Here is a 21363-nt window from a genome sequence, read left to right as displayed (position 1 = left end):
GACCTACCGGGGTGGACCTTCGCGGGTCCACCCCTTTCCTCTTCTTCGCCGTGGGGCCATCCTCCCCATCGCCAAGCAGAGGCCCGCCCCTGCCCCAAGGACCACCGCCCCAGAGAGGCCGCCGCATCCCATGACCCATATCCTCGCCATCGATCAGGGCACCACCTCGACCCGCGCGATCCTCTTCGACCAGTCGCTGAACGTCACCGCCTCCGCGCAGGAGGAATTCCCGCAGCATTTCCCCCGGAGCGGCTGGGTCGAACATGATCCCACCGACCTCTGGGCCACCACCGCCGCCACCTGCCGCGCCGCGGTCGAGAAGGCCGGGGTCCGGGCCGAGGGGATCGCCGCCATCGGCATCACCAACCAGCGCGAGACCACGCTGGTCTGGGATCGCCGCACCGGCCAGCCGGTCTACAACGCCATCGTCTGGCAAGACCGCCGCACCGCCGAGATGTGCCGCGCGCTCCACGCCGACGGCTTCGAGGCGGTGATCACCGAGAAGACCGGCCTGCTGCTCGATCCCTATTTCTCGGGCACCAAGCTGGCGTGGATCCTCGACAATGTGGAGGGCGCGCGCGCCGAGGCCGAGGCCGGGCACCTGCTTTTCGGCACCGTGGACAGCTGGCTGGTCTGGAAGCTGACCGGCGGACAGGTCCATGCCACGGATGCCACCAATGCCGCGCGGACCATGCTCTACGACATTCGCAAGGGCGGCTGGTCCTCGACCATCTGCAAGGCGCTGAACATCCCCATGTCGATGCTGCCCGAGGTCCGCGACTGCGATGCCTTCTATGGCGAGTGCCGCGCCGATCTCTTCGGGCGGCCGATTCCCATCCTCGGCATCGCGGGCGACCAGCAGGCGGCCACCATCGGGCAGGCCTGCTTCAAGCCGGGCATGGTGAAGTCGACCTATGGCACCGGCTGCTTTGCCCTGCTCAACACCGGGGCCGAGCCGGTGATGTCCAAGCACCGCCTGCTGACCACCATCGCCTACCAGATCGGCGGCCAGACGACCTATGCGCTGGAGGGCTCGATCTTCATCGCGGGGGCCGTGGTGCAATGGCTACGCGACGGGCTCAAGATCATCCGCCACGCCGCCGAGACCCAGCCGCTGGCCGCGCGCGCCGACGAGACGCAGCAGCTGATCATGGTGCCCGCCTTCACCGGGCTTGGCGCGCCCTACTGGAACGCCGACTGCCGCGGCGCGATCTTTGGCCTGACGCGGAATTCCGGGCCCGAGGAATTCGCCCGCGCCGCGCTGGAAAGCGTCGGCTACCAGACCCGCGACCTGATCGAGGCGATGCGCGCCGACTGGGCCGCCGACCACGGCGATGCCACCATGTCCACCCTGCGCGTGGATGGCGGGATGAGCGCCTCGGACTGGGCAATGCAGTTCCTCTCCGACATCCTCAACGCGCCGGTCGAGCGCCCCCGCGTGCTGGAAACCACCGCCATGGGCGCGGCCTGGCTGGCTGGCCAGAAGGCCGAGGTGCTGCCGGGGATGGAGGACTTTGCCGCAAGCTGGGCCAAGGGGGCCGAGTTCGCGCCGAAGATGGAGGCCGCCGACCGCGACGCCCGCTATGGCGCGTGGAAACGCGCGGTGGAGGCCACCATCGGCTTTGCCGGATGAGCCTGCTGACGCCCGCCCGCACCCTCGCGGCGCCGGGCTGCCGGGCGCTGCTGCCCGGGCTCTTGAAGGACCACCGCCGGATCGTGCTGGTGCGCGGCGGCTCGGCCCTATGGGCGGAGGATCTGGCCCGCGCGCTCAGCGCCTTTGCCGAAGTCGAGGTGATCCTGCACCACGGCGAGCCCAAGGACAGCGACGTGACAGCGGCCCTCGCCCGCCTGCGGCCCTTCGGGGCCGAGGCCGTGGTGGCCGTGGGCGGCGGCTCCATCCTCGATCTGGGCAAGGCGCTCGCCGGGCTTCTGGCGGGCGATGGCGCGCTGATGGATCATCTGGAGGTCGTCGGCCGGGGGCTGCCGCTGACGCGGGATCCCCTGCCGCTCTACGCCCTGCCCACCACGGCGGGCACCGGGGCCGAGGCCACCAAGAACGCCGTCATCGACGTGACCGCCCATCGCCGCAAGGTCAGCCTGCGTGATCCCCGGCTGCTGCCCCGCGTGGCGCTGCTGGATGCGGCCCTGACCATCGGCACGCCCTGGCCCGTGACGCTGGCCGCCGGGATGGACGCGGTGACCCAGCTTGTCGAACCCGCCCTCTCGCGCAATGCCACGCCTGAGACGGACGCGCTCTGCCTGCCCGCAATCCGGCCCGCAATGGCAGCGCTGCTGCGGCTGGAGCAGGGCGAGGACCCCGCCGCACGGGACACGCTGCTGCGCGCGGCGCATCTCAGCGGCATCGCGCTTGCCAATGCGGGGCTCGGCGCGGTGCATGGCTTTGCCGGTGTCCTCGGCGGGTTGACCGGCGCGCCGCATGGGGCGATCTGCGCCCGCCTCCTGCCCCCGGTGCTGGAGGCCAACCGCGCCGCCATGGCCAAGGCCGGGCTGAGCCTCGCCCGCTTCGACGCGGTGGAGCGCGAGATCTGCGCGGCTTTCGGCACGACCGGCCCCGCCCCCGCCCTGCTGCGTGTTTTCATCGACCGCAACGCCCTGCCCCGCCTCGGCGCGATGGGGCTGGCCGAGGCGCAGCTGGACGAGGTGGCAGAGCAGGCACAGGCGGCCTCCTCCATGAAGCCGAACCCGGTCACGCTCAGCCCCGCCCAACTCCGCGCGATCCTCGTCGAGGCGCTCTGATCCCGATCCCGCCGGGCGGGCTGCCCCCGCGCAGCGGCCGGACCGGCAGAGAGAGCGGTCTGCCGCCCTTCGTCTGCCCCGCCATGGTGGCCGTCGTACCGCCGGCCCGAGGGTAGCCCCCCGCGTCTAAGCGCCGCTTTTCTGGGCAGAGCTTTCGGCTGTTCCCGCGCACCCCCTGTCTTTTCAGGGCATAATTTACATGCATACTGCATATATCTGCGCATCACATTGACACCCGCAGCGCCCCTCGTCACGAGAAGGCACCGGACATGCGCAGGGAGGGCGCCACCGGGCAGGTCAAGGATAGATACCGCCATGGCGACAACCGCCCCTATCGCGATCATGGGCTTCCAGCTCGAAAGCAACTCGCATTCGCCGGAATGCCAGCCTTCCGAATTCTTCCAGCTCGCGGGCGACGCCCTCCTCGCCGACATCGCCTCGCCGGCACCGCGCGCGCCCCGCGAACTCACCGCCTTCATGGCCGAGGCCAAGAACCTCGGCCTGACGCCTGCGCCGCTGGCCAGCGCCACGGCGGGCGCCTCGGGGCGGATCGGGCAGGACTTCATCGACGGTTGGATGGCCGCCGCCGTGGCGCGGCTGCGCGACCTCGGCCCCGTGGCAGGCGTCTACCTCTGCCAGCATGGCGCGGCGATCTCGACCGGGTCCGAGGATCCGGACGGCGACTTCTATGCCCTCGTCCGCGCGGTGGTGGGGCCCGAGGTGCCGATCGTCGTCACCCTCGACCCCCATGCCAATGTCAGCGCCAAGATGCTGTCCAACATCGACGCGATCATCGCCTATCACACCAACCCCCACGTCGATCAGCAGGAGCGCGGCCGCGAGGCGGCGCATCTGATGGCGCGGCTGGTGGCGGGCCAGAAGACCGAGATCAAGCTGGCCAAGCTGCCGATGATCCCGCCCTCGATCTCGCAGGTCACCAAGGGCGGCCCGCTGGGCGAGCACATCGCCTATGGGCAGAGCTTCCTTGACGACGAGGTGATGGCGGTCTGCACCTGCTCCGGCTTCTCGCTGGGGGACAATACCAAGGCAGGGATGAGCGTCGCGGTCACCGTGGTCGAGGGCGCGGGCGCCAAGGCCCAGACCATCGCCGACACCGTGGGACAGCGCATCTGGGACGAGCGCAACCGCTACGACATCACCATGACTTCGCTGGAAGATGCCGTGGCCATGGCCAAGGCGCTGGACGATCCCGCGCAGCCCCCGCTCTGCTTTGCCGATGTGGCCGACAATCCCGGCTCCGGCGGGCGCGGCAACACGACCTATATCCTCAAGGCCTTCCTCGACGCCGGTGTCAGCGATGCCATTCTGGCGCCCTTCTACGACGCGCCGCTGGCGCTTCAGGCCGCGGCCCTTGGCGTTGGCGCGCGGTTCACCGCGACCTTCAACAGCGCCGAGACGCAGGAATTCTCGCACAAGCTGACCGCGGAGGTCGAGGTTCTGGCCGTCGGCGGCGGCGTCCAGACCGGGCGGCGCGGCATGTACGCCGGGCGCAGCTTCGACCTCGGCACCGCCGCGCTGCTGCGCTGCAACGGCATCCGCATCGTGGTGACCGAGAAGCGCATCCAGTTCCTCGACCCGTTGATGCTGGAATGCCTCGGGATGCGGATGCAGGACACCCGCGCCCTGATCGTGAAATCCCGCGGCCACTTCCGCGCCGCCGTGGACGAGGCCTTCGCCGACGAGCAGATCATCGAGGTGGATGTCCCCGGCCTCGCGACGCCGATGCTCCACCGGATCAATTTCACCCGCACCCCCAGACCGATCTACCCGCTCGACCGTGACATGACGTGGTCGGCGGCCGAGGCCCATTCATGACCGAGACCCCCCGCACCATCGCCTTCGTCCATGCGCTGCGCGATTTCGAACCCGAGGCCCGCAAACAGCTTGCCGGGCACAACCTGCTGTTCCTCAAATCGCGCGAGGCCATGGCCGAGCGGATCGCAGAGCTGGACGTCGTCGTCACGGCCTACATGTGGGACAATGCGCTGATCCCGCAGGCGGACCGGCTGGCCTACCTCCAGACCGTCTCCTCGGGGACGGAGGCCTTCGACCTGCCCGCGCTGAAGGACAAGGGCGTGACCGTCTGCAATGCGCGCGGCGTGAACGCCACCACCACGGCGGAACACGGCATCGGCCTGATGATGGCCATGTCGCGCCAGCTGCACCGGGCGCGGGACAACCAGCACGCCAAGCGCTGGCAGATGAACCGTCTCGACCCGGAGCAATCCGAGGCCCGCACCATGATGGAGCTTGAGGGCAAGCGCCTGCTTCAGGTCGGCTTTGGCGAGATCGGCCAGCGGGTCCATGCCATCGCCTCGGCCTTCGGGATGGATGTGACCGTGCTCAGCCGCACCGCCCGCCCCGAGGCCTCGCCCGCCATCAAGCCCTACAGCGCCTTTGCCGAGGAAGTGGCCGAGGCCGACGTGATCCTCTTCTGCTGCCCGCTGAGCGGCGAGACGCGCCACCTGCTGGACGCCGCCGCGCTGGAGAAGGTGAAGCCTTCCGCCTTCGTGGTGAACATCGCCCGGGGCGGCGTGATCGATCAGGACGCGCTGATCGCGGCGCTTCAGGAGGGCCGCTTGCGCGGCGCCGGTCTGGACGTGACCACGCCCGAGCCCCTGCCCGAGGACAGCCCCCTGTGGGAGATGTCGCAGGTGCTGATCACGCCCCACAACGCGGGCGATACCCCCGCCTACGAGGAGCGCATCTGCCGCCTCGTGAAGGACAACCTCGCCCTGCTCGACGGTGGCGCGACGGAGCTGATCAACCGTGTCGCCTAAGCCCGTCACCCCCGGCCGCACCGCGCGGCTGCTCTACCTTGTCGAACCGGCGGCCCCGGTCTTCCTGCTGCTGAACGTCGTCTTCATCCTCGCCTATGCCCTCGGCGCGACCGAGACATGGCCGCCGCTGGCGAGCCTGCCCGCCACCATCGCGGTGCTGCTGCTCTGGGGTCGCCTCAGCGCCACGGCGCACCGGGTGGTAATGCTGTCGCTGCTGGCGGTGGCCCTTGGCACCACCTTCCTCGACCCGCATCTCGCGGCGCAGGCCCGCGCCCTGCATCAGGCCTGTTCCTTCGTGGCGCTGATGACCGTGCTGGGGACGTTCAAGCGCGTGCTGACGCCGCTCGACAAGGTGGTGGAGGCCTTCGGCTTCGTCATGTCGCAGCCGCCGCGCCTGCGTTTCGGCCTCGTGCAGTACATGGGCCACTTCTTTGCCCTGCTGATCAACCTTTCGGTCATTCCGCTCTTCGGCGCGCTTTCGGGGCGCAAGGGACAGGCGGACCAGCCCGCGAACCACGATGCCGTGGTGCTGGGGGCGATGCGCGGGGCCACGATGGTCGCGCTCTGGTCGCCCTTCTCCATCGGCTTTGCCGTGGTCAGCCAGAGCATCCCCACGCTCGACCCGGTGCGCTTCATGCTGGAGGCCGGGCTCTTCTCCTCTGCCGTGCTCTGGGTCTCGGCCCGGTTCCACCTGCTGCCCGCGCCGCTGGCCACCCCGCGCCCGCCGGAACGCAGCCATTTCCACCGCCCCAGCGGGCGCGAACGCACCGCCGTGCTGCAATTGGGCGGGTTGGCCGCGGCCATGCTGTGCCTGCTGGTGACGATGCATGAATTCACCGGCGTGGCCTTCAGCGCGCTGTCGATTCTCACGGTCTGTGTCGCCATCGCGGCCGTGCTGCTGACCGCGGGACGCGCCGCCCTTGCCGGTGACAAGCCGGTGGAGGTGATCCGCTCGGGCACCACCGAGATGATCAACGAGGCCACCGTCGTCTCTGCCGCTGCCGTGATCGGGGCCGAACTGTCGGTGCTGCTGAACCAGAGCGGCCTGCTGGATGCGATGCTGGGGCAGGAACTGCCGGTGACGATCACCCTGGTGGGCATGGTGATGCTGGCGGGGCTGATCGCACTGGCGTGGATCCCGACCTCGGTCGTGGTGGTGACACTGGCACAGATGGTGGGCAACACGCCGCTGGGACAGGAGAACCCGCAGGCCTTCGCCCTGACGCTCGGCATGTGCTGGATCGTGTCGGTGCTGCTCTCTCCGGTCAGCGGTATGTCCGTCGTCACCGCGCGCGTCTGCGGCGTGAGCACCTCTGACATCATCTTCCGCTGGAACCGCAGCTTCACCACCCTCGTGGTGCTGACCGGCTGTGCCTTCATCTGGCTGATCGCCACGATGACGACCTGACGCCCCCCGCGCCGCCGTGACTTCCCGGCGGCGCGGGATCGCGCTATGTCACGGTCATGGCTGTGACCCTGACCTCGCTGACCGACCTCGCCAAGCACGGCTTCGATGACATCATCGATGTCCGCGCCCCGTCGGAATTTGCCGAGGACCACCTGCCCGGTGCGCTCTCGCTGCCCGTCCTGAACGACGAGGAGCGCGCCCGCGTCGGCACCATTTACAAACAGGTCTCGCCCTTCTCGGCCCGCAAGATCGGCGGCGCCCTCGTGGCGCGCAATGCCGCCCGGCATATCGAGGACGTCCTGCAGGACCGCGATGGCGGCTGGCGGCCGCTCGTCTACTGCTGGCGTGGCGGGCAGCGCTCGGGCTCCTTCGCCACGATCCTCGGCCAGATCGGCTGGCGGGTAGAAACGCTGGCCGGCGGTTACAAGGCCTGGCGCAAGCTGATCGTGACCGCGCTTTACGAAACGCCCGTGGCCCCGCCCGTGGTGGTGCTGGACGGCAATACGGGCTCTGCCAAGACCGACCTGCTGAAGTTGCTGCCGGACCACGGCGTGCAGGTGCTGGACCTCGAAGGGCTGGCGCATCACCGCGGCTCGATCTTCGGCCACATGGGCCCGCAGCCACAGCAGCGCGGCTTCGAGACCCGGCTGGCCATGGCGCTTGCCGCCCTCGACCCGGCCCGCCCGGTGGTGGTGGAGGCCGAGAGCGCCAAGGTCGGAGACTGCCGCCTGCCGCCGATGCTGTGGAAGGCGATGTGCGCCGCGCCGCGGATCAGCCTCGACGCGCCGGTGGAGGCCCGCGCCGCCTACCTGACCCGCGCCTATGCCGACCTGACCGCCGTGCCCGAGACCCTGATCGCCACCATCGACCGTCTGCGCCCCTTCCATGCGGCCGAGACGATCGAGAGCTGGCAGGCGATGGCCGCGGCGGGCGATTTCGCCCCGCTGGCCGAAGGGCTGATGCGGGCCCATTACGACCCGCGCTATGCCAAGCACCGCGCCCGGATGGAGGCCCCGCGCCACGTCCTGCCCGCACCCGACCTCTCGCCCGATGCCCTGCCCGCCCTCGCGGCCGAGCTGGCCCGGGCCGTCCCTGCCGTCGCTTCGGAGGCCCCTTGTCCATGACCGTCCTGTCCCCCTCGACCGAACCGCGCCTGACCTCGCTGGCCCATGGCGGCGGCTGCGGCTGCAAGATCGCCCCCGGCGTCCTCTCGGATCTGCTGCGCGGCACCAAGGCCCTGCCCGTGCCGGAGGAGCTTCTGGTGGGCATCGGCACCTCGGACGATGCGGCGGTCTACAAGCTGAACGACCGGCAGGCCATCGTCGCCACCACCGACTTCTTCATGCCCATCGTGGACGATCCTTTCGACTTTGGGCGGATCGCCGCGACCAATGCGATCAGCGACGTCTATGCCATGGGGGCCACGCCGCTCTTCACGCTGGCGGTGGTGGGGATGCCGATCAACACGCTCTCGACCCAGACCATCGGGCGCATCCTCGAAGGCGGGGCTGCCGCCTGCGGCGATGCGGGCATCCCCATCGCGGGCGGCCACACGATCGACTCGGTCGAGCCGATCTACGGCATGGTGGCCATCGGCCTCGTCGATCCGGCGCTGATCAAGGCGAATGCCACGGCCCGCCCTGGCGACAGGCTGATCCTCGGCAAACCGCTTGGCGTCGGCATCTTCTCTGCCGCGCTCAAGAAGGAGGCCCTGCCGCGCGGGGCCTATGACGCCATGCTGGGCTCCATGACGCGGCTCAACACGCCGGGCCCCGACCTTGCCGCGCTGCCGGGTGTCCATGCCCTCACCGACGTGACGGGCTTCGGCCTCGGCGGTCATGCGCTGGAGATGGTGACGGGCTCCGGCTGCGGGGCGCGGATCGACTGGACGCGCGTGCCGCTGCTGGATGGCGCGCGGGAACTGGCGCGGGAGGGTTACATCACCGGCGCCTCGGGCCGGAACTGGGACAGCTACGGCGCGCGGATCACCCTGCCCGTGGGGTTCGACCCGGTCGAGCAGGCGCTGCTGAGCGATCCGCAGACCAGCGGCGGGCTGCTGGTCGCCTGCGCGCCCGAGGCAGAGGCAGAGGTGCTGGCCACCTTCGCCCGCCACGGCTTCGACGGGGCCTGTGTGGTGGGCGAGGTGATCGAGGGCGAGGGCCTGATGGTCGTCTGATGCGCGCGGCCCCGGTCGCGCCTGCCCAACCCGAAGCCCGCCCCCCAATCACGAAGAGATCCCATCATGCACAGCGATATTCTTCAGGTCGTCCTGATCACGGACGGCGGTCTCCTCAGGCCGACGCTCTTCACCATGTGGAGCATGCTGCGCCATAGCTCGGAACAGCTGAAGGTGCATTTCTGGGGCGACGGGCTGACGACGGAGGAGTGGAAGGCGGTCGAAACCGTGGCAAGCGGGGCGTCGAACTGCGACTTCCACCCGCGGGCGATTACACCGGACGAACTGGCCGGGGCACAGTCGCAGGCCTCGCACATCTCGGCCGCCACCATGGGCCGTCTCTTCATCCCGCGCCACCTGTCGGGGCGGGTGCTCTACCTCGACGGCGACGTGGCGGTGACGGGGGATGTGGCGCCGCTGCGCAAGCTCGGCCTCGCCGGGAAGCCCTTGGGCGCGGTCCGCGACTTCATGACGGCCAAGCGCGCCAGCCGGCGCGAGCGCGATGCGCCACCGGCCGAGTATTTCAACGCGGGCGTCCTGCTGATGGATTGCGATGCCCTGCGCAACCGGCCCGAGGGCCTCGACCGGCTGGAGGACGTGGCCCATGCGTCGAGCCTGCGGATGGGCGATCAGGATCACCTCAACCTGCTCTACCCCGGCGAGGCGCATCTGCTGAACCCGGCCTACAATTCGTCCTGGGGTCGCACCGCGGAACAGCGCGGGTTTGTCCGGCGTCTGGGGGGCCATGCCTCCGAGAGCGCCCTGCTCCCGGATGTAATGGTGCATTTCCACGGGCCCAAGAAGCCCTGGAAGCGGGACCGCTTCGACCTCTGGTCGCAACGCGCCCGGGCGGTGCGGGCCTATCGCAGGGACATGGGCGCCTATACCCGCGCCTACCCGGCCCTGAGCTTCTGACCCACAAAAAAACGGCCGCCCCTTGAGGCGGCCGTTCCAGTCTCCGGCCCGGGTGCAAGCATCGCCCGGGCCGGTCAGTGGATGCGCTTAGTCGGACAGCGCACCTTCTTCATCCTTGCGGGCATGCATCTTCGATTTCACCCGGGCGCCGATGATGAGCGGCAGCACGAAACCGATGAGCGCGATGGCCCAGAGAGCGATGGACAGCGGGCTGTCGACCAGCGTGAACCAGTTGCCGTTGTCGATGGTCACGGCGCGGCGGAGGTTGTTCTCCATCGCGTTCCCCAGCAGCGTGCCGAGGATGATCGGCACCAGCGGCACGTCCAGTTTCCGCAGCCCCCAGCCCATGACGCCGAAGCCGATCATGACCAGCAGGTCGAAGCTGGAGCCCGAGATGCCGTAGATGCCGACGAAGGACACCATGGCCACCAGCGGCATCAGGACCTTCGGCGGGATCATCAGCACGCGGGTGAAGATACCCACCATCGGGATGTTCATGGCCAGCAGCATGAAGTTGGCGATGAACAGCGCGGCGATCAGGCCCCAGACCACGTCGGGGTTCTGGGTGAAGAGCAGCGGACCGGGGGTGATGTTCAGCGACAGCAGCACGGCCAGCAGCACGGCGGTCGTGCCCGAGCCCGGCACGCCGAGCGCCAGCATCGGCACAAGGGCACCACCGGCGGCGGCGTTGTTGCCGGCCTCGGGGGCGGCCACGCCGCGGGGATCACCGGTGCCGAAGGTGTTTTCCTTGTCCACCAGCCGCTTCTCCATCGAGTAGGAGATGAAGGAGCCGAGCGAGGCGCCCGCACCCGGCAGAACACCGGCGAGGAAGCCCAGCAGCGAGGTCCGCAGCATGGTGGGCGTGCAGGATTTCAGCATCGACCAGGAGGGCGTCAGGCGGCCGACGACGATCTTCTTGCCGTCTGCATCGGCGGAGCCGTGGCGTTCCTCGAGGAAGATCAGCACTTCGGACAGGGCGAAGAGGCCGACGATGGCGACGAGGAAGTCGAGACCGTCATAGAGGTGCACCTCGCCGAAGGTGAAGCGCGGCACGCCGGTCTGGGTGTCGACGCCGATCATGGCAAGGCCGAGGCCCAGCGCAGCGGCAAAGGCCGATTTCGCCTGGTTGGTCGAGGAGACGCCGCCGAGGGTCATGAAGGCCAGCGCGAAGAGCGCGAAGTATTCCGCCGGGCCGAAGAGCAGCGCGATCTTGACGAGCTGCGGTGCCAGCAGGATCAGGCCCCAGGTGGCGATGAAGGCCCCGACGAAGGACGCGATGCCCGAGAGCGAGAGCGCCTCGCCGGCCATGCCCTTCTTGGCCATTGGATAGCCGTCGAGCACGGTCATCATTGCCGGTTCGTCACCGGGAATGCCCAGCAGGATCGACGAGATCCGCCCGCCGTACATGGCCCCGTAGTAGACCGAGGTCAGCAGGATCAGCGAGGGCGTCGCGCCGAGGCCGAGGGTGAAGGCCAGCGGGATCAGGATGGCGACGCCGTTCGACGGCCCGAGGCCGGGCAGCGCGCCCATCACGGTGCCGAGGAAGCAGCCCAGCAGCGCGAGGCCGATGTTCTGCCAGGTCAGGGCGATGGCGAAGCCGTCGCCGAGGGATGCAAGCATGTCCATGGGTGCCTCCTCAGAACCCGAACGGGCCGCGGGCCAGCGACAGCCCGAGCACGAGGTGGAAAATGACGTAGATGCCGACCGAGATGCCGACGCCGGTCAGAACCGAGGCGATCGGCCCGTTGCCGAGGCGCCAGGACAGGTAGGCGGCGGCAATGGCGGTGGCGAAGACGAAGCCTGCGACCGGCAGGAACTCGGCGTAAAGAACCATCACGACGACGGCCGCCAGCAGTTCGACCAGACGGCCGAGGCCGGGCCACACGGGCTCGGGATCGGGGCGGAAGGCGATGACGGCAGAGCTGACACCGAGAATGGTGGCGATGATCAGGGGGAAGGCCTTGGGTCCCACGGCGTCGGACAGGAAGCTCTCCTCGATCTGGGTCGCAGCGAAGGCAAACCCGATGGCAAGGAGCAGCCCCAGGACACCGAAAATGCGATCACTCATCGGGATCTCCTCATTCGGCTAGCAGGGAAGACAGAAAAAATCGGGGGCGCCGGAGTGGTGCAACGGCGCCCCCTCAAGGCAGGGGGAGGGACCCTGCCTTACTTGATGATGCCGATCTCTTGAGAGATGGCGCGGATCTCTGCCACGCTTTCCTCTACGAAGGACTGGAACGCATCACCCTGGAGGTCGAGGGGGGCAAGGCCGTTGGCATCCATGATCGCCTTCCACTCGTCGGAGGCATAGAGATCGCCGATCTTGCCGACCCACGCGTTGTAGGCGTCGTCGGACATGTTGCCCGGGGCGTAGAAGCCGCGCCAGTTGGCGCCGATGGCGTCAACGCCCTGCTCCTTGGCGGTCGGGAACTTGCTGAATTCGCCGGGCAGGCGGTCGGGTGCGAGGACGGCGAGGACCTTGATGTCGCCGCTGTCGACGAAGCCCTTGGCTTCCGAGATGTCGCCGGTGAAGGCCTGGACCGAGCCGGCCAGCAGCTGGGTCACGGCTTCGCCGCCGCCATCGAAGGCGATGTACTTGACCCGGCGCACGTCTTCGACGCCGGCCGCCTTGGCGGCGATCAGGACCTTGAGGTGGTCCCAGCCGCCCACGGCGGAGCCGCCTGCGACGGACACCTTGGTCGGGTCGTCCTTGATCATGCCCAGCAGCTCGGGCAGCGTCTGGATCGGGCTGTCGGCAGCAACGGCGATCACGCCGTAGTCGGCGCCGATGGAGGCGAGCCAGCGGACCTGCTCCATCGTGTTGCCCGGGTAGGCGCCCTGCGCCAGACGGGTGGCCGTGGCCGACGAGGCCGCGACGATCAGGTCATTGTCGTCGGCGCGCTTGTTGACGACTTCCGCGAAGGCTACGCCACCGCCGCCACCGGCGAGGTTGACGACCTGCATGGTCTTGCCGATCAGGCCCTGGTCCTGCAGCGACTTGCCCACCTGACGGCAGGTGAAGTCCCAGCCGCCGCCCGGGTTTGCGGGGGCGATGCACTCGGGGTTTTCGGGAGTGTAGCCCTGAGCGGCCACGGAAAGCGCACTGGCGCTCAGCAGCGCAGCGGCGAGGGTCAGGCGGGTTGCCTTGAAGATCATATTGGTGCTCCTCCAATTCGGGGCCCGCGACGCCTCCTGCGCCGTGGGACGAACTGCCCGTCCGGGCCGGGCATTGCGCTCCGCCCCCGTCGGGCTAGAAAGAGGAGATAGCGGGTAAAGCTGTCACGAACCTGTCACCGCCCAATCGGCGGGCAGAAAATGAACGACACCCCGCGGAGGAGGAAGGTCCGGCACATGCGCATCCTGTACGTCGAGGACGCCACCGACATGGCCGAAGCCGTGGCGATCCGCCTGTCCCGGGCGGGCATGGCCTGCGATCATGCCGACAGCGTGGAGGCCGCCGAGGATTTCCTCGCGGTGCAGAGCTACGACGCGCTGATTCTCGATATCAACCTGCCCGGCCGGTCCGGCACCGACCTGCTGCAATCCCTGCGCGCCCGTGGCGACCGGACCCCGGTGCTGATGCTGACCGCGCTCTTTACCGTGGACGACCGGGTGACGGCGCTGGACCTCGGCGCGGATGACTACCTCGTCAAGCCGTTCGACCAGCGCGAACTGGAGGCCCGCCTGCGCGCGCTTCTGCGGCGCGAGGCCGAACAGAAGAGTGAGGACCTTGTCCTCGGCGCGCTCAGCTTCTCGCCCGCTTCGATGACCGCCCGCGTGGCTGGCGACCCTGTCGACCTGACCCGGCGCGAGGCCGCCCTTCTGGCGCTGCTGCTGCGCCACCGCGGACAGGTGCAGAGCAAGGAGCGGCTCTACAACGGTCTTTTCGCCTTCAACGACGCCGATGTCGGGCTGAACGCGATCGAGCTCTACATCGCGCGCCTGCGCAAGAAGCTCGCCGGGGCCGGCGTCACGATCAGCACCCAGCGGGGCCTTGGCTACCGGATCGACGCAGATGGCTGAGCGCCGCCCCGCGGCCAGCCCGCCGCTCCGGCGCCGGGTGCGGTCTCCGGCCTCGATCCAGATCCGCGTCACCGGCAGCGTGCTTGCGCTGCTCCTCGTCGGCGGCGTGGCGGTGGCCATTGCCAGCCTCGCCTACGGGCGGCAGGCCGCGCGACAGAGCTATGACCGGCTGCTTCTGGGCGCGGCGCAGGACATCGCGGAATCGATCACCATCGTCACCGGCGGCCCGGTGACCGCCCTGCCCCTCTCGGCCTTCGAACTGCTGGCGCAGGCGCCGGACGACCGCATCTTCTATGCCGTGCGCGACGCGGGCGGCGCCCTGCTGACCGGGCAGGAGGACGTCACGCCCGCCGGCGCCTCGCGGGAGGCCCGCGAGGCCCGCGCCCGGGACCGGTCCGGCCCCGTGTTCTACGACGCGCGGATGCAGGGCGAGAAGGCGCGCTTCGTCACCGTGCCGCGCCGATTCGCGGAACGGGACTATTCCGGCGTGGTCAGCGTGACCGTGGGCCAGACGATGCTGGCCCGGAACGACATGGCCTATGTGCTGACCCGCGACGCGCTGATCGCGGCAGGGGTGCTGGGCCTCATGCTGATGGGGCTATCGGTGCTCGTGATCCGCTCGGCACTGCGCCCGATGGAGCGGATCGCGGACGAGATGCTGGCGCGCGATCCCTATGACCTGACGCCCATCGTCACCCCCCTGCCCGCCGAGCTGTCGGTGATGACGGAGGCCATGAACCGCTTCATGGGGCGGCTCGACCGGCAGGTGGGAGCGATGCGCAACCTGATCTCGGACACGGCGCACCAGCTGCGCACGCCTGTGGCCGCCCTGCGCGCACAGGCCGAACTGGCGCTGGAGGAAGAGGACGTCGCCAAGCGCCAGCAAATGGTGGCGCGCCTCGCCGCGCGGACCCGCTCGCTGGGGGAATTGCTGGACCAGATGCTGTCGCGCGCGCTGGTGATCCACCGCACCGACAGCGCGCCGCGCCTTGCCATCGACCTGCGCGACGTGGCGCTGGAAGCCGTGGAAAGCGGCGACCACCAGCTGCTCGCCCCCGGGGCCGAGCTGGAACTGCTCATCGGCGAGGAGGAGGTCTGCGTGCTGGCCGACGAGATGTCGTTGCAGGAAGCGGCGAAGAACATGCTCTCCAACGCGCTGCGCCATGGCCTTGCCCCCGTGCGGATCGGGGTCAGTACCGAAGGGCGCGAGGCCGTGCTCTGGGTCGAGGACAGCGGCCCCGGCCCGGAGGACGACCTGATGGCCCGGATCGGCAACCGCTTCGAACGCGCGGCTGCCGCGCGCGGTCAGAGCGCAGGCCTCGGCCTGTCGATCGTGCAGGCGGTGGCCACCGCCTTTGGCGGGCGCCTGACCATGGCCCGCAGCGAGAACGGCTTCCGCGTCGCCCTGCGCCTGCCCCTGCCGGAGGAGACGCAATGATCTCCCGCATCGCCCTGCTCCGTCGCCGCTTTCGCCCCGCCCCGACCGGACCGGGCCGCGCCGCGTCGCATGAGGGCCCACCAGCTGGCCGTCCTCGCACAGGAGCCCGCGCCGCAATCCTCGCCGCAGCCCTTGCCCTCCTCCCCGCCCTGCCGCTGACGGCGCAGGAGGCCACGGCGCGCTTCGGCGCGGCGCAGGGCACGCCCTTCACGGTCTATTCCACCACCGACATCGCGATCCTGCGCCCGGCGCTGGAGGCCTTCACCGCCGCCAACCCGGACCTTTCGATCCGCTACGAGCAATGGGGCTCCAACGCGCTCTATGCCGAGGCGCGCAAACAGTGCCGCGACGGCGCGGGGCCGGCGGATGTGCTCTTCTCCTCCGCCGTGCACCAGATGGTCGAACTGGTGAACAGCGCCTGCGCCCAGCGCTACAGCTCGCCCCGCACGCAGGCGCTGCCCGAAACCCGCCGCTGGCGCGATGAGCTCTGGGGCGTGACCCACGAACCGGTGGTGACGATCTACAACCGTCGCCTGATGCCCCCGGGCGAGGCCCCGCGCACCCGGTTCGAACTGCTCGACCTGATGCGCCGCGCCGATCCGCGCTACTTCGGGCGCGTGGCGACCTATGACATCGAGGCCTCGGGCCTCGGCTATCTGCTGGCCTTCGCCGACAGCCTTGAGGCCACCACCTTCGGCGCGCTGCTGGAGGGCTTCGCCCGGATCGACGCCGTCGCCACCTGCTGCTCTGCCGAGATCATCGAAGGCGTGGCCGAGGGGCGCTACCTGATCGCCTACAACGTCCTCGGCTCCTACCTTCAGCCGCAATCCACGCCGGGGCTGAACGCGACCGTCGGGGTGATCCTGCCCGAGGATTACACGCTCTTCCTGTCGCGGGCCTACATGATCCCGCGCAGCGCCGAAAAGCCCGAGGCCGCGCAGCGCCTGCTCGATTACCTCCTCGGCCCGGAAGGGCGCGAGATCCTGCGTCGCAGCGGCCTCGTCTTCGAGCGCGACCCGGATGTGCAGGGCCTGCCGGAGAGCTCGGAACGCGCGGTAGAGATCGACCCGACGCTGCTCATCGCCCGCGACCGGCAGCGCCGCGCCAGCTTCATCGCGCAGTGGCGCTCGGTCTTCGGGGACGCGGAACCGGCCCCCTGAGGCCTTCTGCCCCCAAGGTTTACGCCCCGTGAGCCGCGCGTGACAGGTCGATTTTCTGAGGAAACCTTTACATCCGGGCCCGGAGTTGCCAGTTTTCAGGGGAACGCGCGAGCCACCCGCCCCGAAAGCGGCCTCGCCAAAGTCACGCACTCCCCCCGAAAGGATACCCGACATGACCCAGGCAAAGCCGGGCGACACGCTGCATCTCCACTACAAAGGCACCCTCGATGACGGCTCTGTCTTCGACAGCTCCGAAGGCCGCGATCCGCTGACCTTCGAACTGGGCGCGGGCCAGATCATCCCCGGCCTCGAAAAGGGCCTCATGGGTATGGAAGTGGGCGAAACCCGCAAGGTCCGCGTCGAGGCGGCAGAGGCTTATGGCGAGCATATGCCCGAGCGGATGCAGGCCGTGGACCGCGCCAATGTCCCCGACCACATCCCGACCGAACCCGGCACCCAGCTTCAGGTGCAGACCCAGGACGGTCAGGCGATGAACGTGGTGATCGCCGAGGTGACCGACACGCAACTCGTGCTCGACGCCAACCACCCGCTGGCTGGCAAGGCGTTGACCTTCGACGTGGAGTTGGTCAGCATCGGCTGATCCCGCCCACCCGCAGGTACAAACGCCCGCCGGTCCCCCGGCGGGCGTTCTCGTTTCAGGATGGGTCGACGCGCCCCGCCCCTTCCTCTTTCCCGAAATACTCCGGGGGAGTCGCGGCACGCGACGGGGGCAGAGCCCCCCTGCCCGGCCCAAAGCGCGCGCAGCGGACAGGCTGGCCCCGAGCGGGAGGCCGGACCGCCCGCCTCAGACCGCCTCGGCGAGGGCGTGATCGAAGATCTCCAGCGCCGTGTCGATCTCCGCATCGGACACCGTCAGCGGCGGCGCGATGCGGAAGACGGAGGCAAGCCCCTTCAGCCCGGCGATGTTCATGTTCAGCCCCTCGCGGGCGCAGATGTCCATGACGCGCACGCCGTAAGCCTCGTCCGCCTGCTTGGTCGCCCGGTCCGAGACGACCTCGACCCCCAGCAGCAGGCCCCGCCCGCGCACGTCGCCGATCTTCTCGTGCTTCTCCGCCAGCCGGTTCAGACCGGCGGTCATCCGTGCGCCCATGGTAGCGGCCCGGCCCGGCAGGTCGTCCCGCTGCATGATCTCGATCACCTTCACGCCGACGGCGGCGGGCAGCGGATCGCAGACATGGGTGGTGTAGAAGAGGAAGCCGCGTTCGGCCGCCCTGGCCTCGATCTCTGCGCTGGTCATGATCGCCGCCAGCGGCAGCCCCGCCCCCAGCGTCTTGGAGAGCGACAGGATATCCGGCACCACGCCGTCACGCTCGAAGGCGAAGGCCATGCCGGTGCGGCCCATGCCGGTCTGCGCCTCGTCGAGGATCAGCAGCATGCCGCGCTCTTCGCATTTGGCCTTCAGCGCCGCGATATAGCCCTTGGGCAGTTCGATGATCCCGCCCGACGAAAGGATCGGCTCGGCGATGAAGGCGGCGAGGTTGCCGGTGGACTGTGCGTCGATCAGCGCGAAGGCATCGTCGAGTTCCGCCTGCCAGCTGATCTCGCAGCCTGCGAATCGGGGACGGTAGGCATTGGGCACGGGGATCGAGAAGTTGCCCGCCGAAACCGGGCCATAGCCCTTGCGCCCGGCCGCATAGGTCGCGGCCGCCGCGCCGCCGGTCATCCCGTGCCAGCTGGAGGCAAAGCTGACGATCTCGAAGCCCCCGGTCACCAGCCGCGCAAGGCGCAGGGCGGCATCATTCGCCTCGCCCCCGGTGGTGAGCGGCAGCACACGGTCCAGCCCGTCCGGCGTGATCGCGGTCAGCCCCTCGGCCAGTTCCAGCACCGGCGCGGAAAGCATCCCCGAATGCAGGTGCACCACCTTGTCGATCCACTCGTGCATCACCTGCGTCAGCTCCGGGTGCCGGTGGCCGAGGATGCCCGACATCTGGCCGGAGGTAAAATCCAGCACCCGCTGACCGTCGGCGGCGATGACATAGCTGCCTTCGGAACCGACGATCTCACGGTCGAAGAAATGCGCGCCGTAGCGGATCAGGCTGGCATCGGCGCGGGCAAGGAAATTGGAGGAAGACATGGAGGCCTCGTGTCTGGAAGTGTTGCTGGCGGCGATGCTAGCGGCTCCCCCGGCGCGCAATTCCGAGATTTGCGGCGTTTGCGAGATTAATTCTTTACTGGGACCACTCTGGAGAGGATATTGCGCAGGATTCGCGATACTGGAGGCACGGATGCTCGACCCGCTGGACCGAAAACTGTTGATGGCGCTGCAACGTGATGCGCGCCGCACCAATGCGGACCTCGCCGAGGAGGTGGGCCTCTCGGTCTCGGCCTGCGCCAAGCGAGTCGCGCGATTCTGGTCCGAGGGGTTGATCGCCCGCTCCGTCGCCCTGCTTGACCGGCGCAAGTTCAAGCGCCCGGTGACGGCGACGGTGATGGTCTCGCTCACCGCGCCCAAGGCCAATGTCTCGCAGGAGTTCGCGCGCCGGATCTGTGCCTATGACGCCGTGCAGCAATGCCATGTGGTGACCGGGGACTTCGACTTCCTGCTGATCGTGCAGGAACGCTCGATCGAGGCCTACCACGACTTCGCGCAGGAAGTGTTCGGGGAATGGGTCTCGGTCGCGGACTACAAGACCGTGTTCCTGCTGCGCAGCTACAAGAACGAGAACATGCTGCCGGAGTTCTGCCTGACCGCGGCCGAGTGATCCGGGCTCAAGGGCGCGGGAGAACGGACCTGCGCATCGGCATGGCCCCTTCTCCGCCCGCTCGGCACACCTAGAGCATCCGGGCGCGGCGCAAGTCGTTGCCACGCCTCTGATCAGACTTGGAAACGGGAAAACATCGAAGGACTGAACGTCTCGACCGGCCGCTTGGCGTCCGTCTTATTCACTCAGTTGGCATTTGAAGGGAAGTGGCGCGCTGGGGAGGATTCGAACCCCCGACCCCTTGATTCGTAGTCAAGTACTCTATCCAACTGAGCTACCAGCGCGTCGTGGAGGAGCATCTACGGTATCCCGTGGGGGGGCGCAAGGGCGAATTCAGGATTTTTCGAAGCTGCCCCGACGACAAGCACATGACAGCGGCATGACAGGAGAATGACGGCCCGGGTGGGCCGCCGGTGGCCGCCGTTTCAGATGGAAAATGCGGGGATCAGGCGCGGCGCTCGGACAGGTCGAGGCCGCCCTTGGGCAGGAGAATCGTGAACTCCGTTCCCTCGGGGCCCGTGCGATCCAGCTTCAAAGTGCCGCCATGGCCGCGGATCAGCTCGGCCGAAATCACGAGGCCGAGGCCCGAGCCGCCCTTGCGCACCCCGCCCTGGAAGGCGGTGAAGAGGAACTCCCGCGCCTTGGGCGGCAGGCCGGGGCCGGTATCCGTGACATGGATGATCCAGGCTTCGTCGTCCTCGGAGGCGGCCACGGCGATCTCGCCCGGTTTGCCGCTGGTGACGATGGCCTGCCGCGCGTTGCGCACGAGGTTGGAGATCACACGGTAGAGCTGCTCCTGATCGGCGCGCAGCATCAGGGTGGCGGGGATATCCTCGGCGAAGGAGATGTCCGCATCGCCCACCGCCAGCCGCTCGCTGTCGATCACGTCGCCCACGACATCCGCAAGACGGATGTGGGAAAGCTGCGGCGCGGGCTCCTCGGCCTTGCCGAAGGCGAGGGTCGATTCGCACAGGTGCACCGCCCGGGTGATGGAGTTCACCAGCTTCGGGGCGAGTCGCTGCACCGCCGGGTCCTCCGAAACCTCCAGCCGGTCGGTGAAGAGCTGTGCCGAGGTGAGGATGTTGCGCAGGTCGTGGCTGATCTTGGCCACGGCGCCGCCCAGCTGGGCGAGGCGTTCCTTCTGGCGCAGCGCGGCGGTGAGCTGTGTCTGGAGGGTCTGAAGCGCCTCTTCCACGTCGCGCAGCTCGCGGATACCGGCCTGCGGTTCGATCACGCGGCGGCTGTCTTCGGGCGATTCCGCATAGGAGAGGACGTGGCTCACCACCCGTTTGATGGGCCGCATCAGGAAGACCCGCACGGAGAGGAAGAGCAGCAGCGCCGTCAGAAGCGAGATCGTGGCCGAAAGCACCAGCACGCCGAGCGCGTAATCCAGCATCGCCGTGCGCAGCGGCTGCGTCGGCATGGTGATCTCGATCAGCTGCCCCGCATCGCGCACCGGGCTGCCGATGACCCGGATCACCCGATTCTCGCTGTCCATCAGCAGGCGTAGCGCATCGTGAATCAGAATCGGCGCCGTGGCCTCGCGCAGATCGAAGGTTTCGGAGATCGGCTGCGGCACCGGGGAGGAGAGCACAAGTTGGCGGGCCTCGTCGCGGCGCAGCACCACGTTATAGACCTCGGCATTGCGCAGCAGCTCCTCCTCGATGTCGGGGCTGATCATGTCATCGGCCAGAAGCGCCAGCGAGGCGATCTGCGACCGTTCCAGCCGGTCGAGCAGGTAATCCTCGCGGAATCGGGCAACGGACGGCACCAGCACCAGAATCTCGGCCAGCACGACGAAGACGCACGTCAGAAGCAGGAAGCGGCCGGAAAGAGAGGTGATCATCATATGTCCGTGTCATGGGCGCGAGGGTATGGCCCTCTTGACCCTTAGACCTATGTCGCGCAACGCGCTGCGGCAAGTCGGAGGCGAATCGAAGTGGCTGCGAAAAACATCGCGGC

General features: G+C 68.8%; 18 protein-coding genes and 1 tRNA gene. 13 read left to right on the top strand and 6 right to left on the bottom strand.

Going from position 1 to position 21363, the window contains the following annotated elements; genetic code table 11:
- Positions 1-130 precede the first annotated feature (130 nt).
- The 8 genes from glpK to LCM32_RS20450 all read left to right on the top strand — a co-directional run bounded on the left by glpK (position 131) and on the right by LCM32_RS20450 (position 10057).
- On the top strand, positions 131-1633 hold the full coding sequence (gene glpK / locus LCM32_RS20485) for a glycerol kinase GlpK (RefSeq protein ID WP_224822941.1): 1503 nt from the start codon (positions 131-133) through the stop codon (positions 1631-1633).
- Positions 1630-2757 carry an iron-containing alcohol dehydrogenase gene (locus LCM32_RS20480; protein ID WP_224822940.1) on the top strand — a complete coding sequence of 376 codons (1128 nt, stop codon included), beginning with the start codon at positions 1630-1632 and terminating at the stop codon, positions 2755-2757. Before glpK ends, LCM32_RS20480 begins: the two co-directional genes overlap by 4 nt.
- 315 nt (positions 2758-3072) lie before the next feature.
- Positions 3073-4593, top strand: a complete 1521-nt coding sequence (locus LCM32_RS20475; protein WP_224822939.1) for a M81 family metallopeptidase — start codon at positions 3073-3075, stop codon at positions 4591-4593.
- Positions 4590-5558 (top strand): D-2-hydroxyacid dehydrogenase, encoded by a 969-nt coding sequence (locus LCM32_RS20470; protein WP_224822938.1) that lies wholly within the window; start codon positions 4590-4592, stop codon positions 5556-5558. Before LCM32_RS20475 ends, LCM32_RS20470 begins: the two co-directional genes overlap by 4 nt.
- Positions 5548-6966 carry a hypothetical protein gene (locus LCM32_RS20465; protein ID WP_224822937.1) on the top strand — a complete coding sequence of 473 codons (1419 nt, stop codon included), beginning with the start codon at positions 5548-5550 and terminating at the stop codon, positions 6964-6966. Before LCM32_RS20470 ends, LCM32_RS20465 begins: the two co-directional genes overlap by 11 nt.
- Before the next feature lie 56 nt (positions 6967-7022).
- On the top strand, positions 7023-8090 hold the full coding sequence (mnmH, locus tag LCM32_RS20460) for a tRNA 2-selenouridine(34) synthase MnmH (RefSeq protein ID WP_224822936.1): 1068 nt from the start codon (positions 7023-7025) through the stop codon (positions 8088-8090).
- On the top strand, positions 8087-9142 hold the full coding sequence (gene selD / locus LCM32_RS20455; protein ID WP_224822935.1) for a selenide, water dikinase SelD: 1056 nt from the start codon (positions 8087-8089) through the stop codon (positions 9140-9142). The genes mnmH and selD overlap by 4 nt, the downstream gene beginning before the upstream one ends.
- Positions 9143-9208: 66 nt before the next feature.
- Complete coding sequence (locus LCM32_RS20450) at positions 9209-10057, top strand: glycosyltransferase family 8 protein (RefSeq protein ID WP_224822934.1); 849 nt, start codon at positions 9209-9211, stop codon at positions 10055-10057.
- An 87-nt stretch (positions 10058-10144) separates the two neighbouring features.
- Here the strand turns inward: LCM32_RS20450 and LCM32_RS20445 are convergent, their stop codons facing one another.
- From LCM32_RS20445 to LCM32_RS20435, 3 genes are all read right to left on the bottom strand, one after another.
- Positions 10145-11683 (bottom strand): tripartite tricarboxylate transporter permease, encoded by a 1539-nt coding sequence (locus LCM32_RS20445; RefSeq protein WP_224822933.1) that lies wholly within the window; start codon positions 11681-11683, stop codon positions 10145-10147.
- Positions 11684-11693: 10 nt separating this feature from the next.
- On the bottom strand, positions 11694-12125 hold the full coding sequence (locus tag LCM32_RS20440; RefSeq protein WP_224822932.1) for a tripartite tricarboxylate transporter TctB family protein: 432 nt from the start codon (positions 12123-12125) through the stop codon (positions 11694-11696).
- 98 nt (positions 12126-12223) lie between these two features.
- Positions 12224-13213, bottom strand: coding sequence for a Bug family tripartite tricarboxylate transporter substrate binding protein (locus LCM32_RS20435; RefSeq protein WP_224822931.1), 990 nt, complete (start codon positions 13211-13213; stop codon positions 12224-12226).
- Positions 13214-13408: 195 nt separating this feature from the next.
- Here LCM32_RS20435 and LCM32_RS20430 point away from each other — a divergent pair, with 195 nt between their 5' ends.
- The 4 genes from LCM32_RS20430 (at position 13409) to LCM32_RS20415 (ending at position 17279) form a co-directional block, all read left to right on the top strand.
- Positions 13409-14080, top strand: coding sequence for a response regulator transcription factor (locus tag LCM32_RS20430; protein WP_224822930.1), 672 nt, complete (start codon positions 13409-13411; stop codon positions 14078-14080).
- The gene (locus LCM32_RS20425; RefSeq protein ID WP_224822929.1) at positions 14073-15518 is read left to right on the top strand and encodes a sensor histidine kinase; all 1446 of its coding nucleotides are present in this window, start codon (positions 14073-14075) and stop codon (positions 15516-15518) included. Before LCM32_RS20430 ends, LCM32_RS20425 begins: the two co-directional genes overlap by 8 nt.
- Positions 15515-16678: an ABC transporter substrate-binding protein gene (locus LCM32_RS20420; protein WP_224822928.1), complete on the top strand. Its 1164-nt coding sequence runs from the start codon at positions 15515-15517 to the stop codon at positions 16676-16678. The genes LCM32_RS20425 and LCM32_RS20420 overlap by 4 nt, the downstream gene beginning before the upstream one ends.
- A 172-nt stretch (positions 16679-16850) precedes the next feature.
- Complete coding sequence (locus LCM32_RS20415; protein ID WP_224822927.1) at positions 16851-17279, top strand: FKBP-type peptidyl-prolyl cis-trans isomerase; 429 nt, start codon at positions 16851-16853, stop codon at positions 17277-17279.
- A gap of 204 nt (positions 17280-17483) precedes the next feature.
- Here LCM32_RS20415 and LCM32_RS20410 read toward each other — a convergent pair whose 3' ends face one another.
- A complete protein-coding gene (locus tag LCM32_RS20410; protein WP_224822926.1) occupies positions 17484-18773 on the bottom strand; it encodes an aspartate aminotransferase family protein in 1290 nt (429 codons plus the stop codon).
- Between the two features lie 151 nt (positions 18774-18924).
- Here LCM32_RS20410 and LCM32_RS20405 point away from each other — a divergent pair, with 151 nt between their 5' ends.
- A complete protein-coding gene (locus LCM32_RS20405; protein WP_224822925.1) occupies positions 18925-19401 on the top strand; it encodes an Lrp/AsnC family transcriptional regulator in 477 nt (158 codons plus the stop codon).
- 207 nt (positions 19402-19608) lie between these two features.
- Here LCM32_RS20405 and LCM32_RS20400 read toward each other — a convergent pair.
- Positions 19609-19685, bottom strand: a tRNA-Arg gene (locus tag LCM32_RS20400).
- 161 nt (positions 19686-19846) lie between these two features.
- Positions 19847-21247: a sensor histidine kinase gene (locus LCM32_RS20395; protein ID WP_224822954.1), complete on the bottom strand. Its 1401-nt coding sequence runs from the start codon at positions 21245-21247 to the stop codon at positions 19847-19849.
- Positions 21248-21363 lie beyond the last annotated feature (116 nt).

Source organism: Pseudooceanicola nanhaiensis (assembly GCF_020171315.1).
GTDB lineage: Bacteria > Pseudomonadota > Alphaproteobacteria > Rhodobacterales > Rhodobacteraceae > Pseudooceanicola > Pseudooceanicola nanhaiensis_A.
Note: the sequence above shows the minus strand (reverse complement) of the source record. Positions and strands in the feature narration are given on the sequence as shown.